Genomic DNA, 13,476 nt, shown 5'->3' on the forward strand with positions numbered 1-13,476 from the left:
GGTTATATTGCCGCCATCGACAATCGCCGATTTCAGGGAGTGTGACGGCAGATGGCGAAGCGTATACGCAAGGCAGTTTTTCCGGTCGCGGGTCTGGGTACCCGGTTTCTGCCGGCCACCAAGGCCAATCCCAAGGAAATGCTGCCGGTGGTGGATAAGCCGTTGATTCAGTACGCCGCCGAAGAAGCGGTGCGCGCGGGCATCGAGACGCTGATTTTCGTCACCGGCCGGAACAAGCGCAGCATCCCGGACCACTTCGACAAAGCCTACGAGCTCGAGACCGAGTTGGAGCAGCAGGACAAGCTCGAGCGGCTTGAGGCGGTACGCAATATCATCCCTTCCCATGTCGCGTGTATCTACATTCGTCAGTCAGAAGCCCTCGGGCTGGGTCATGCGGTCATGTGCGCCGAGCCGGCGGTGGGTGATGAGCCTTTCGCCGTGATTCTTGCCGATGATTTGATTGACGACGGCGACAACGGCGGGTGCCTGTCGCAGATGGTGGCCCGTTACGACGAGCAGGTCGCGAGCATCCTGGGGGTCCAGCGAGTGCCGGAGGCCCACACGGACCGCTACGGCGTGGTGGACATCGAGCCCATCGCCGAGCGCCTCGGGCGCCTGCAGGGCATTGTCGAGAAGCCTCAGCCGGCCGAGGCCCCGTCCAATCTGGGTGTGGTGGGGCGTTATATCCTGAACTCGTCCATCTTCAACAAGCTGCGGCAGACCCGGCCGGGTGCCGGCGGTGAAATTCAGCTCACCGACGCCATTGACGCCCTCCGTCAGGACGAGCCCGTCCTGGCCTATGAGTTCGAGGGCACGCGCTACGACTGTGGCGATAAGCTGGGCTATCTGCAGGCCACGGTGGAATACGGTCTGCAGCATCCGGAGCTGGGTGAGGCGTTTGCCGAGTACCTGAGCCAGCGCCGCTAGCATCGGTCACCCCGGCGGGGGGTCAATCCTGCTGAGGGGTTCGTTATAATGCCCGGCTAATGTCTTTCTGGAGATGTTGCCGATGGCTGTCGAATCCGCCCGGGGAGGCGCTTCGGAAAAGACAGAGCCTGCTTCCACCATTGCCATTCGGGATGTGTCCCGGTTTTTTGATGGCCAGGTCGCCGCCCTGGATGGGGTGAATCTGGATATCCATGCCGGCGAGTTCTTCACCCTGCTGGGGCCGTCGGGTTGCGGCAAGACCACGCTACTGCGATTGCTGGCCGGGCTGGATACGCCGGACAGCGGCGAAATTCGCATCGGTGGGCGGCCCATGGAGCAGGTGCCGGCGCATCGGCGCAGCGTGAATACGGTGTTTCAGTCCTATGCGCTGTTTCCCCACCGCAATGTCTATCAGAACATCGCCTTCGGACTGGAAATGCGTCGCGTGGACGCGGCCGAGACCCGGGAGCGGGTTCGCGCCATCGCCGAGCTGATCGGCATCGAAGACCTGCTGAATCGCTCGGTGGAGCAACTCTCCGGAGGGCAGAAGCAGCGGGTGGCACTGGCCCGGGCGCTGGTCAACGAGCCCGACGTGTTGCTGCTGGATGAGCCCCTGTCCGCTCTGGACGCCGGGTTGCGGACGCGGCTGCAGGTGGAATTGAAGCGGCTGCAGCATCGGCTGGGGATCACCTTTGTGTTCGTGACCCACGATCAGGAAGAGGCCATGGTGATGAGCGATCGTATTGCGGTGCTCAACAACGGCCGCATTGCCCAGGTGGGCACTCCCAGGGACATTTATGAATCCCCCCAGACCCTGTTCGTCGCCCGTTTCATGGGCCATGAAAACCTGCTGGCCATCACCGAGCGGGACGAGGTCGGCGTCACCACCGTGCTGGGGCGTCTGGAAGCGGCTCTCGAGTCGGGCAGCCATCTGCTCCTGCGCCCAGAGGCACTGCGGGTCCTGCCGGCGGACCAGGAGGCGGGCGATCACCGCTTTCCGGCTCGGGTGGAGGAGCGGCTTTACCGCGGGCCGTTTACCGACTATCGGCTTCGGTGCGGTGATCAGATACTGTCAGTCCGGGCCAGTAACTACGGTCAGGCTCAGCCGAGCCCCGGGGATTCCGTATGGCTGGAAGTCCTCCCGGAAGCCGCTGCCACCCTTCGCGATCAGGACCCGATGGATTGAGTCGGCTGCAGCGGGACAGCTTCCACCTGTTGGTGACCGTTGCACCGGGTGCGCTGTGCATCCTGGTGTTTCTGGTGATGCCCAGCGTCTACCTGATGGGCATGGCGTTCATGAGCACCGACACCACCGGCTTGCCCACGCGCCCGCTGAGTCTGGAGGCGTTTCGGGAGCTCGCCGGCTTCGGATTCCTGGGCTGGAGTCCCGGTAATCTCTACACCCTGTTGCGGTCCTTCTGGCAGACGTTTCTGGCCACCGTGCTGGTGATTCTGATCGCCTACCCGGCGGCCTTCTACATCAGCACCCGTCCCGCCCGCTGGCGGCCCCTGCTGCTGCTGGCGGTGGTGGTACCTTCCTGGACCAACCAGGTGATCCGTTCGGTGGGCTGGATGAATATCTTCGCGCCGGGCACGCCGATGTCCGATCTGGCGGTGATTCTGGGCCTCACCGATCCCCGCATGGGGCTCTTTCCCTCCCAGTTCGCCGTAATCGTGGGCCTGGTCTACAACTTTCTGCCGTTCATGGTGCTACCGCTGTATGCCGCCTTCGAGCGCCTGGATCATGCCCAGGTGGAGGCGGCGCGGGATCTGTTTGCCTCGCCGTGGCGGGTGTTTCGCCATGCGGTACTGCCGCAGACCCTGCCGGGGCTGATGGCGGGCACGGTGCTGGTGGCCATTCCCGCGTTCGGCATGTACGTGGTCACCGAACTGCTGGGCGGGGGCAAGGCCACCATGATCGGCAATCTGGTGGCGCGGCAGTTCACCGGGGCCACCAACTGGCCGCTGGGGGCGGCCGGCGCCATCATCATGATCATCGCCACGCTGGTGGGCCTCTGGGTGCTCCGCCGTCTGGGCCGACGCCTTGGCGGAGACCGGGAGGTGGTGATTTGAGCCGGTCGTTCCAGCGGGGATTGCGCGTCTTCTGGGTGGCGCTGATGGTGTTTTTGTACGCACCACTGGCGGTGGTGGTGTTCTTTTCGTTCAACAGCATCAACTCCTCGGCGCGCTTCGAGAGTTTTTCGCTGATGTGGTACGAGCGGTTGTTCGCCAATGACGCGATTCTCTCGGCGCTGGCCAACACCGCGGTGCTGGCCGTGGTATCCACCGCCATTGCCGTGCCGCTGGGCGCGCTCATGGGATACGGGCTCTACCGGCATCGGCACCGTCGACTGGCCTGGCTGATCTGGCTGATCTATCTCCCGGTGGTGATGCCGGATGTGGTGTTCGGCATTTCGGAGATGACCTTTTTTGTCACGCTGGATCGGCTGCTCGGCATTCTGCGCCCGGGCCTCGGGACCATGGTGATTGCCCACGTGACTTTCCAGGTGCCATTCGTGGCACTGCTGGTTTACGCTCGGCTGCTATCGCTGAACGCGCAGCTGTTTGAAGCCTGTGCCGACCTGTATGCCGGCCCCTGGCAACGGGCCCGGTTTTTCATCATTCCCGTGCTGGGGCCGGCGCTGGCGGCCAGTGTGTTGCTGGCATTGACCCTTTCCATCGACGATTTTGTGATCAGCTTCTTTACCGCCGGCCCGGATAGCACCACACTCCCCATTTACATCTGGAGTGCCATTCGCAAAGGCGTGACCCCCGAGGTCAATGCCATCGCCACGCTGATGATTGTCAGCGTATTTCTGTTCGCCCTTTTGAGTCTGGTCCTGCGTCGCCGTTGACCGTCCGTTTCTGACTACCCTGGAGGTTTGCCCAATGCTGTCGCGTTTTTCCGTTTTTGGTGTCCTCGCTGCCGGCGCCCTGGTGATTGCCAGCACCGCCAGCGCCCAGTCGGATCGCCTGGTGTTGCTCAACTGGTCCCAATATATCGATCCGGCCCTCATTGAGGCCTTTGAAGACGAGCATGACGTCGAAGTCGTGGAGAATTTCTTCAACTCCAATGGCGAGCTGTTTTCCATGCTCCAGGCGGGCGGCGTTCGGCAATATGACGTGATCGTGCCGTCCAACTACTTCGTGCCGCGGCTCATCGAGGCCGGACTGGTGCAGCCACTGGACCATGACCGGATCCCCAACCTGAATAACTTGATGGAAGAGTTCCGGGACCCGGGATACGACCCGAACAGCGAGTTCTCCGCGGCCTATCAGTGGGGCACCACCGGACTGGTCTACGACCGCGCCGCCCTGGGTGAGCAGCCGGCCAGCTGGTCGGTGCTGTTCGACGAGTCCGTCAATCCCGATGCGCCGTTTGCCCTGCCGGAAGACGGGCAGGTGACCCTGGGCGTGGCCTGTGCCTGGCTTGGCCACGGCTATGACTGCACGGACCGCGACGAGCTGGAGGAGGCCGCCCGCCTGGTGCTGGAAGCCAAGGATCGCCGCAATTTTGCGGGCTTCATTCAGGGCACGCCGGTGCTCCAGCAGCTGGTGCGGGGGTCGGTCAGCGCCGCGATCACCTACAACGGGGATTACCTCTTCTTCAAGACCGATGATCCCGAGGGCTACGCCGACATCGAATTCGTGATCCCGGAAGAGGGGGCGGAGTTCTGGGTGGACACCATGATGATCCCGGCGGAAGCCCCCAACGCGGCATTGGCCCATACTTTCATCAATTACATTCTGGATGCCCAGGTGGGGGCGCAGCTCTCCAACTGGACCTACTACTCAAGCCCCAACGAAGCGGCGCTGCCAATGCTGGACGAGGTGCTCCAGAACCCGCCGGTGACCCCCACCGATGAGGAAATGGAAGTGCTTGAGTTCACACCAAGCCTGCTGGGCGAGGATCTGCGCTTCATGCAGCAGCTGTGGAGGGAGGTGGAGTCACGGTAGGGGGGTGAGTCACCTCACCAGATTGTGCCGTTGGCTGTTTGAGGCGATACAGGCGGGAGCGGTGGCCGCCGGAGAGGCCGGTTGGTTTATTGTCGAGTCATCGTTGAGTTGTTCGGCACGAATAGACCAGGTTGCCATGCAGCCTGGCGATGTTCGCGTACCCGAGGCTCGAAATATTCGCCGAGAACCATTCGCTGTTTATGAGATTGCTATTCGGGAGGATTTCGAGAATTAGGATCGGCAAGCAACGCTGGATCGTGGCAAGCGCGCCTGCCAGAGCCTCTTTTTCGTATCCTTCAACGTCAAGTTGCACAATGCCAACGTTCCGGTCCGCTGGAACGGCTTCGTCGATCGCAACGATGTCAACAGGGTCCTTGCTCTGGGCTTCGCAGTCCTCATTGACGATACGAGACGCGCCACCGAGCGACCGCCCACCGGTTTCTGCGGTTTGAACAAACAGCCGCTGCGATTTGGCGCCAAGGCCGGCCCGAGTCAGGCGGACATTACTGATGTTGTTCATCTCAAGGGTCATGCGAGCGCAGCGGTAGTTCTCTCTGTTCGGCTCAAATGCCCATATCAGCGCATCGGAACCGACTGCCTGGGAGAGGGCGGGTAAGAAGTCTCCGAAAAATGTGCCGGCATGAACAACGTCCCGCCCGCCGCAATTGGCCCTGAGGTAGTCGACAGTATTCGGCTCATAAACTTTTCCCGCCAGGATTGCCTTTGCAGCGGGGCGATGAAACGATGAGGCCGGGACGCAGTAACCCCCATGCTGATTGTAGCCAGTGGCGCATTTCAAAGCGGAGAACCCACCCGCCCCCGGGGAAGCCTGTGAGGCGTTTGTGGCTGCCGCGGCAACCCGGCGATACAAAGCGCCCGCGAGCAGCCGACCCGCCCTTGAAACAGATCCTCTGATGGATGCGCTCAATTCCTTGTTTCCTTGTCAGGTATCCCTATAAATCCCCAGCCACGAGGGCGTATGAACCCCAAGTTCTCTTCATCGGCATCCTCAAAGGATTGGCACCTTAGCATTTCTGTGTCGTGATCGGATAACCGGGATCACCTCATGGTCTGCAGCCGATGCCCGGTGTGCGAGCGGTCCGTGACCCTGTACCGGGCGCGCCAGCTGCGAACGGTGTCTTCGCTAATCCCGAACTCCAGGGCGATCTCACGCACCGTCAGGCTGTAAGGCGGCAGCAGCTTCGCCAGCACCGCCTCCTAGCGCTCGTGACTGTATCGAGGCATAACTCGTCGTCTCCTTCAGCCCCTCTGAACTTAAGAGGATACAAAATCGAGGCGACAAGTAGTCTGACAGTCGGGGTGCGCCAGGACTTCCTCAAAGGTTCCCTCGGCGAGCAATGACCCCGCTTCTGGCCGCCGCCGGGTTTGACATCCGCTGGCTGGTGATTTTCTGGCGCTGGATATTATCCGGCGTCCTGCAGCTGCTGGATCAGGGTGGCACTACTGCCCGATCAGATCTCGCATCAGCGGCCGCATAGCGGAATGTTCAGGGTCAACTAAGTAGTCGGGGTTCCGGAGTACCCCGACGTCCTTATTCACTCCGCATATCGCTCTCGAAGCACATTCTTCTGTACTTTGCCCATGGTATTTCGAGGCAACTCATCGACGACAAAGATTACCTTGGGGACTTTGTAGCCTGCTAGCTCTTCCCTCAGCTTAAGGACGATCTCCTCTTCATTTATTCTATTATTTAAGTCTTCTGGTACCACCACGGCGGCCACCTGCTCGCCGAAATCTGGGTGTGGTAGCCCGATGACTGCAGATTCGCGCACCCCATCCAACGCATCGATAGCGACCTCTATTTCCTTAGGATAGACGTTGTACCCGCCAGTGATCACAAGGTCCTTCGTTCGACCAACGATAGCGAAGTACCCGTCCTCGCTCACCGTGCCCAAGTCGCCGGTGACGAAATAGCCATCATGGGTGAACTCCTCAGCCGTTTTCTGTGGCAGGCGCCAGTATCCGGCGAACACATTTGGGCCCTTGACTTGAAGGCTGCCCACCTCGCCGGGCTGGAGCTCATTTCCATTTTCGCCCACGATACGGGCCTGGACACCCGGTAATGGTGACCCAACGGTACCGGGGCGGCGCTCCCCCTGCAGGGGGTTCGAAAGGTTCATGCCAGTCTCGGTCATGCCGTAACGCTCGAGGATATGGTGCCCAGTTTTCTCGTACCATGCCTCAAAAGTGTCCTCCAGAAGGGGCGCGGAGCCGGAAACGTACAGCCGCATGTTCCTGCAGAGCTCCGGGGCCAATTCTGGGTGCTGTAAAAGACGGGTGTAGAACGTGGGGACGCCCATTAGCACGGTGGCATGCGGGGTTAGTCTGATCACTTGATCGGCGTCGAACTTAGATAGGAAAAGAATTTTGGAAGCTTTCATCATTGCGCAGTGAAGTGCCACGAAGAGTCCGTGCACATGAAATATTGGTAAGGCGTGGATCAGCACATCGCTACTCTGCCAGTCCCAGGCGGATCCAAGCGCCAACGCGTTCGAAGACAGATTGCGGTGGGAAAGCATCGCTCCTTTGGGTCGGCCCGTAGTACCGGAAGTGTAGAGGATACAAGCCAGGTCGTTGCCACTCACCGGGTAAGGTGCAAGTGGCTCCGGCGCCCGCTCGACCAGACCTTGCGCCAGGCTTCCATTACCACCGCTATCAAGGGTTTCGACCCGCGTTCTCCGGTGAGTTGCCGCGAGCTCACGCATAGTCGATTCACCTGCAGGGTCCACTACGACCAAAGCCGGCTCCGCGTCTTTTAAGAAATACTCAAGCTCCGAGGGTGTGTAGGAGGTATTGAGCGGGAGGAAGATGGCGCCGGCGCGCAGGCATGCCAAGTATAGTATGACTGCCTCTGGGCTTTTTTCCACCTGAACCGCAACTCGATCGCCGGCTGTCACACCAAGTTGAGATAACAGGCCAGCCATCAGCGCTGTGTGTTGGTGGATCTGACCGTAGGTCCAGGTCTGTCCTGTCGGTAGCTCAATGCAGACCTGATCCTCGTAGTCTTGGCTACGTTGATGCAGCAGGCTATAGAAGCTTTCAGGCTGTGGCGTGTTCGGTGCGGCCGATTCCATGTGATTTTTCTCCAACACAGTGGTCTGTCCTGTTCCCGGCTTTATCAGATCGGTAGGGCGCCTCCGGAGTAGGAACAATCTTGCTTGACGCCTTGCATTATGAATTATACATTAAGAATCCATAGGCTCAATCAACGTCAGCGGGAGTGAAGACGCATCATCATGGCCTCACTAAAGACGCCAGCGCTTTACAGCCAGGTTGCAGATCTGGTTCGGAAACGGATCTTTCAGCAGGAACTCCGTCCAGGCGAGCGTATTGACGAAGTTCGCCTCGCTGAGGAACTGGGTGTCAGCCGTACCCCGGTCCGCGAGGCGCTGAAAATCATGGATGCTCACGGGCTGGTCACGCTGGAACCGAGGCGCGGCTGCCGCGTTCGCGTTCTCAATGGAGAGGACTTGGAACAGCTATTCCCCGTGATGGCAGTGCTGGAGGGATTGATTGCCAACCAAGCAGTCATCCGAAGCGACGCAACGGAGCTTAAAAACCTGGAGCGAATCCATCAAAACCTTGAGGACGCCGCAGAGGAGGGAGATATCGACCGATATTACGAACACAACTACGAATTTCATACGCGGCTGCAGGAGCTCTGCGGCAACCCCTACTTGCAAAGATCGGCAGCGGACCTGCGCCGGATCCTGATTCTTGCCCGGCATCGGCAACTTAAGGCTCCTGGTCGGCTTCAGAACTCTTTGCAAGAGCATCGGGGTCTGATGGACGCCTTTCGGAATAAAGATCCTGAGGCTGCCGAAAAACAGATGAGGTATCACCTACTTGAACAGGGCCGGACGCTAGAGACCGAGACTGCGGTAAAGCACTGACCTGTGTAGATGGTTCATGGTCCGTGGTTGTGTGGCAAAAACGGTTGACATGCTACACGGCTGGAGGGTCCCACAAGGCTAATTGGCTCCGAAAAAAATAAGCATCACCGCGCACCTATCGCCGATGTGCTAGAGCAATAGAGATATGCCTCGGTATTAGGTGAAACTAAAAGAAGTCGAGGAGAGAACCGATGTCTCAGAAGAAAACTATCCGGCCCCGTTGGGCCTTTGCCGTGACTCTCGCGATGTTTGCGATGGCTGCTTCCATCGTGTGGCCGTTGAGTGCGGAAGCGCAAACACGGCTTGACGCCTCTCATCAGTGGCCAGGAGGGCAAGGCGATGTCCGCGATCAGATGGTGCAAATCGTTGCTGACCGGGCGGAAGAAGCCGATGTCGGACTGCAAGTGCGGGTTTACCCCGGCGCGTCCCTGTACCAGCCGCTCGAGCAGTGGCCGGCGTTGTCCCGAGGTCGCTTGGCTATCACCGCCCTACCGCTTGCTTACGTTGGAGGTCGGGTACCTGAGGTCAATCTGACGCTCATGCCTGGCTTAGTCCGTAACCACGATCACGCCCAGCGCATTAACGAGTCTCCCTTCATGGAAAGGCTTGAAGAAATCATGTTGGGACACAACGTGAAGGTGCTCGCTCACACGTGGCTGGCAGGCGGTTTCGGCTCGACTGAAGGGTGCATTGTCCATCCGGATGACGCCGACGGCATCGACATTCGCGCAGCGGGTTCCGCGTTCGAACAAATGCTGTCTGAAGCCGGAGCATCCATCGCCTCCATGCCCAGCTCTGAGATCTACACTGGTGTGCAGACTGGAGTTCTTAACGCCGCAAATACCAGCTCGGCGAGCTTCGTATCTTTCAGATTATACGAGCAGCTCGAGTGTGTGACTCCTCCGGGGGACTACGCGCTCTGGTTTATGTATCAGCCGATCCTTATGTCCACGCAAATTTGGGATAGCCTCAATGAAGAGCAGCAGGCCGTCTTGCTTGAAGCCGGTGCCGAAGCTCAAGAGTTCGCTTATCACGCCGCAATTGAGGCGGACGAGCGCTTCGCAGAGGTTTATGAGGAGAATGGTCGGCAGGTCGCCTACATGACGGAGGAGGACTTCGAAGCATGGCGCGAGATTGCTGAGCGCAGTGCATACGCTAACTTTGTCGATGATGTTGAAGGCGGGCAGGAACTCCTCGATATGGCCCTCGACGTCGAGTGATAGCAACCTTTGCATGACATCCCTGCCGGGTCCTCTGGGCCCGGCAGGGCTTAAGGAATGAAAAGTGGGCCCACAGGGCCGTCGCGAAGACGGAACCCTCACTCGGTGGTGAGAATCATGTTTTTGTTTATTCGTGGGGTTACCGCTACCTCCCGGGCCGCCGCTGCAATAGCCGCCATTATGTTCGTTGTCGCGGCATTAGTCGTCTGCCAAATGGTGTTCGTGCGCTACGTGTTGGGTGGTTCCACCTACTGGCAGACGGAGTTCGTCACATTCATGCTGATAGGTGCCACATTGCTCGGCAGTCCTTACGTCCTGCATGAGCGTGGTCACGTCAATGTAGATCTGTTGCCGATGCTCCTCGGACCCAGAGGCAAGCTGGCCCTTGTCTTGATCGGCAATTTTATAGCTTTTGCTTTTGTCGTCGTGGCGGCTTACACGGGACTTCTACTTTGGTTGGAGTATTACTCGACTGGCTGGCGCTCCTACACGGTATGGGCGCCGAGGCTCTGGATACCCATGGCCTTTCTACCTGTGGGTATGATTCTGCTCGCCCTACAATACATCGCTCAGACTGCTGCCATCGTCATGGGGATAGAGGAGCCCTTCAGCATGGAGGCTCAGCAACTGCTCAAGGAGCAGTCTGAGGCTGAGGCGAATGCAAAGCATCACAGGGAAAATCTTTCGAGTAAGACAGCGATGGGCCATCTCACCCAGAGTCATGGTGGGGGTAAAAAATGAACGAGTTTACTCTCGCATTGGTGATTTTGGCGGTCCTGATGGTGATTTTGCTTACCGGCACTCCGGTGGCTTTTGCCTTGGGAGCGACCGCGGTGCTCTTCCTCTTTCTCTTTGAGGGTGTCTTCGCTCTAGAAATGGTTGGCGAGATGCTCTACGCATCAATGAATAAGTTCACGCTTCTGTCCATACCCATGTTCATTCTGATGGGTGCAGCGATTGCCTCGTCCCGAGCGGGAGCTGACCTTTACGAGGCACTGCATCGGTGGCTGTATAAACTGCCGGGTGGCCTTCTAGTATCGAATATAGGGGCTTGTGGGCTATTTTCGGCGCTGAACGGATCCTCTCCGGCGACATGCGCGGGCATTGGGAAAATGGGGATTCCGGAGTTGCGCCGGCGCGGATACCCTGAAGGCCTGACCTGCGGTGCTATCGGTGCAGGGTCCACTTTGGGCATTCTTATCCCGCCCAGCGTCACCATGATTATCTATGGGGTCAGCACTGAGACCTCCATCGGCCGGCTTTTTCTCGCCGGCATTGGTCCTGGCATTCTGCTCATCCTGCTTTTCTCGGCCTGGGCCGTCTACTACTCCTGGCGGGACGGAGCCCTATCCCGGATGGATGCGGATACGTACTTTAGCTGGGCGCAGCGCATGTCTATGGTGCCCAAGCTTTTGCCGTTCTTCATGGTAATCGCCTTCATCATGTGGGCGCTTTATGGTGGTGTAGCGACTCCCTCCGAGGCAGCCGGCGTCGGCGCGGTGTTCTGTGTGCTGTTAGTGATTGCCATCTATAAAGTATGGCAACCTCGGGCATTGTGGCGGATCCTGCGCACGAGCACCAAGGAGTCGGTGATGATCATGATGATCATCGGATGCGCAGGGCTATTCGGCTTTATGCTCTCTCAGCTTTATGTCACCCAGGCCATCGCCAGTGCTGTGGGCGGTCTGGATGTAAACGCTTGGGTTTTGATGGGGCTCATTAATATCTTTTTGTTAATAGCAGGGCTATTTCTTCCTCCGGTGGCCGTTATCCCTATGACAGCACCCATTCTTCTGCCGATCATTCTAGATGCAGGATTTGATCCAATCTGGTTCGGCATAATTATGACGATAAACTTGGAGATAGGATTAATCACTCCGCCGGTTGGATTAAATTTGTATGTTCTCAAGGGCATCGCTCCCGATGTGAAGTTATCTAAAATATTATGGGGGTCGCTGCCCTTCATGATTTTAATGCTGTTCGCTATCGTTATACTGAGTTTTTTCCCGTGGATAGCGACGGGAATACCGGATGCACTTATGGGGCCGATGCGATGAGAAATCGGTGGTGGAATCGTCTGGTTAATCAGGTAGCCGACCGAGGCTTAGGTCTTTCCAAGCCCAACCAGAACCCAGATGTAATGAAACGTTTAGAGGAGAATTGTCGGGCGCTTCTCACCAGCCGCGGCGAGGCCTCCGGTGTTGCCCTGGCTCGCGAGGTCGCTCGCGCAGTCGATGAACTGGACGAGACGGGTAAGACCCGGTTCCTCCAGCTCCTGACCGAGCGGTTCGGTCCGGATCGGAACACCGTGCTGGCCGCGGCTGAGCGCTTTCGGAATAGCGATGGAAGGGCGGACCTGCAGGAGCTTCTACGGGTAGTGGAGCCTCCCCGTCAGGAGGTGTTCCGGCGCCTGAACGGAGCACCGGACGGCACCCGTGTTCTGGTGCGACTGCGCGAGACCCTTGTGCGCCAACTCCGGGCTCACCCCGAATTGGAAACGGTGAACAGCGACCTGCAGCATCTGTTGAAATCCTGGTTCAACCCCGGTTTTCTGCAGTTGCGTCGAATCAGCTGGGACCGCAGTCCAGCCCTATTGATGGAAAAGCTGATTCAGTATGAGTCGGTGCATGCCATCCAGAGTTGGGAGGATCTGCGGCGACGTCTATCCGGCGACCGACGTTGCTTCGGCTTTTTCCACCCGGCGCTACCGGATGAGCCGCTTATATTCGTGGAGGTGGCCTTGGTCGAAGGACTGGCGACACAAACCGTGTCGTTACTCGACCCAGATGCACCTGTTGGGAACAACGCCCAAGCCGATACTGCCATTTTTTTCTCTATCAGTAACTGTCAGGTGGGGCTGCGTGGTGTGTCCTTCGGTAATTTCCTGCTGAAACAGGTCATGGGCGAACTCATTAGTGAGTTTCCCCACGTACAGCGATATGCCACCCTTTCCCCTGTTCCTGGATTCGCTTGCGCCCTGCGAGTCGAGGGCGATTACGAGGATGGGTTCACACGTGACCGTATAGCTGCCTTAATTCAGGAATATGCGGAAACTTTGTGCTCGACAGCCGGTGTAGCTGATCCGGTAGACGCGCTGTATCAGTTGCTGGACGATCCTTTGAGCAATCGCGTAGTGCTTGAGGAACCATTGTCCCGTCTAGTGCTTGCTTACCTCACAAGGGTCCGGCGCCGTGGAAGCGTGGCTGATTCCGTTGCTCGATTTCACCTCAGCAACGGCGCACGTCTCGAGCAGGTCGCGCCCTTCGCGGACAGTTCTTCAACGCGACTCGACGCTTCCTTTGGGATGATGGTTAATTATCGTTATGTTGTCGATTCCGTTGAAAAAAACCATGAGCGCTTCGTCAAAACTGGAGAAGTAGCAATCTCAAGGCAACTGCAGAAGCAACTGAAGCAAGTCAATGCAGCTTGGGATAGTGGTGCTGCAGGATGAGTAAAAC

At 58.5% G+C, this 13,476-nt stretch carries 14 protein-coding genes; 11 read left to right on the plus strand and 3 right to left on the minus strand.

From position 1 onward, the window contains the following. Positions 1-51 precede the first annotated feature (51 nt). The 5 genes from galU to GJ672_RS03445 all read left to right on the plus strand — a co-directional run bounded on the left by galU (position 52) and on the right by GJ672_RS03445 (position 4,884). A complete protein-coding gene (galU, locus tag GJ672_RS03425) occupies positions 52-927 on the plus strand; it encodes a UTP--glucose-1-phosphate uridylyltransferase GalU (protein ID WP_154295880.1) in 876 nt (291 codons plus the stop codon). Between the two features lie 82 nt (positions 928-1,009). Continuing rightward, on the plus strand, positions 1,010-2,113 hold the full coding sequence (locus GJ672_RS03430) for an ABC transporter ATP-binding protein (RefSeq protein ID WP_154295881.1): 1,104 nt from the start codon (positions 1,010-1,012) through the stop codon (positions 2,111-2,113). Next, on the plus strand, positions 2,110-3,000 hold the full coding sequence (locus tag GJ672_RS03435; RefSeq protein ID WP_229381943.1) for an ABC transporter permease: 891 nt from the start codon (positions 2,110-2,112) through the stop codon (positions 2,998-3,000). Before GJ672_RS03430 ends, GJ672_RS03435 begins: the two co-directional genes overlap by 4 nt. After that, entirely contained in the window at positions 2,997-3,782 is a 786-nt protein-coding gene (locus GJ672_RS03440; RefSeq protein ID WP_154295883.1) for an ABC transporter permease, read from the plus strand. Before GJ672_RS03435 ends, GJ672_RS03440 begins: the two co-directional genes overlap by 4 nt. A 34-nt stretch (positions 3,783-3,816) precedes the next feature. Continuing rightward, entirely contained in the window at positions 3,817-4,884 is a 1,068-nt protein-coding gene (locus GJ672_RS03445; RefSeq protein ID WP_154295884.1) for a PotD/PotF family extracellular solute-binding protein, read from the plus strand. A 97-nt stretch (positions 4,885-4,981) separates the two neighbouring features. Here GJ672_RS03445 and GJ672_RS03450 read toward each other — a convergent pair whose 3' ends face one another. Beyond that, positions 4,982-5,812, minus strand: a complete 831-nt coding sequence (locus GJ672_RS03450) for an FkbM family methyltransferase (protein ID WP_154295885.1) — start codon at positions 5,810-5,812, stop codon at positions 4,982-4,984. A 131-nt stretch (positions 5,813-5,943) separates the two neighbouring features. After that, a complete protein-coding gene (locus GJ672_RS03455) occupies positions 5,944-6,096 on the minus strand; it encodes a helix-turn-helix domain-containing protein (RefSeq protein ID WP_154295886.1) in 153 nt (50 codons plus the stop codon). Positions 6,097-6,242: 146 nt separating this feature from the next. Between GJ672_RS03455 and GJ672_RS03460 the strand changes: the two genes are divergently transcribed. Further along, positions 6,243-6,383: a hypothetical protein gene (locus GJ672_RS03460; RefSeq protein ID WP_154295887.1), complete on the plus strand. Its 141-nt coding sequence runs from the start codon at positions 6,243-6,245 to the stop codon at positions 6,381-6,383. Positions 6,384-6,440: 57 nt separating this feature from the next. Here the strand turns inward: GJ672_RS03460 and GJ672_RS03465 are convergent, their stop codons facing one another. Beyond that, on the minus strand, positions 6,441-7,979 hold the full coding sequence (locus GJ672_RS03465) for a malonyl-CoA synthase (protein WP_154295888.1): 1,539 nt from the start codon (positions 7,977-7,979) through the stop codon (positions 6,441-6,443). 162 nt (positions 7,980-8,141) lie between these two features. Here GJ672_RS03465 and GJ672_RS03470 point away from each other — a divergent pair, with 162 nt between their 5' ends. The 5 genes from GJ672_RS03470 to GJ672_RS03490 all read left to right on the plus strand — a co-directional run bounded on the left by GJ672_RS03470 (position 8,142) and on the right by GJ672_RS03490 (position 13,469). Continuing rightward, entirely contained in the window at positions 8,142-8,798 is a 657-nt protein-coding gene (locus GJ672_RS03470; RefSeq protein ID WP_154295889.1) for a GntR family transcriptional regulator, read from the plus strand. A 191-nt stretch (positions 8,799-8,989) separates the two neighbouring features. Next, positions 8,990-10,018: a TRAP transporter substrate-binding protein DctP gene (gene dctP, locus GJ672_RS03475; protein ID WP_154295890.1), complete on the plus strand. Its 1,029-nt coding sequence runs from the start codon at positions 8,990-8,992 to the stop codon at positions 10,016-10,018. Between the two features lie 117 nt (positions 10,019-10,135). Further along, entirely contained in the window at positions 10,136-10,759 is a 624-nt protein-coding gene (locus GJ672_RS03480; RefSeq protein ID WP_195759541.1) for a TRAP transporter small permease, read from the plus strand. After that, the gene (locus GJ672_RS03485) at positions 10,756-12,075 is read left to right on the plus strand and encodes a TRAP transporter large permease (RefSeq protein WP_154295892.1); all 1,320 of its coding nucleotides are present in this window, start codon (positions 10,756-10,758) and stop codon (positions 12,073-12,075) included. The genes GJ672_RS03480 and GJ672_RS03485 overlap by 4 nt, the downstream gene beginning before the upstream one ends. Then, a complete protein-coding gene (locus GJ672_RS03490) occupies positions 12,027-13,469 on the plus strand; it encodes a malonyl-CoA decarboxylase (protein ID WP_195759542.1) in 1,443 nt (480 codons plus the stop codon). Before GJ672_RS03485 ends, GJ672_RS03490 begins: the two co-directional genes overlap by 49 nt. Positions 13,470-13,476: the final 7 nt, after the last annotated feature.

The sequence above is a fragment of the Spiribacter sp. 2438 genome, assembly GCF_009676705.1.
Lineage (GTDB): Bacteria > Pseudomonadota > Gammaproteobacteria > Nitrococcales > Nitrococcaceae > Spiribacter.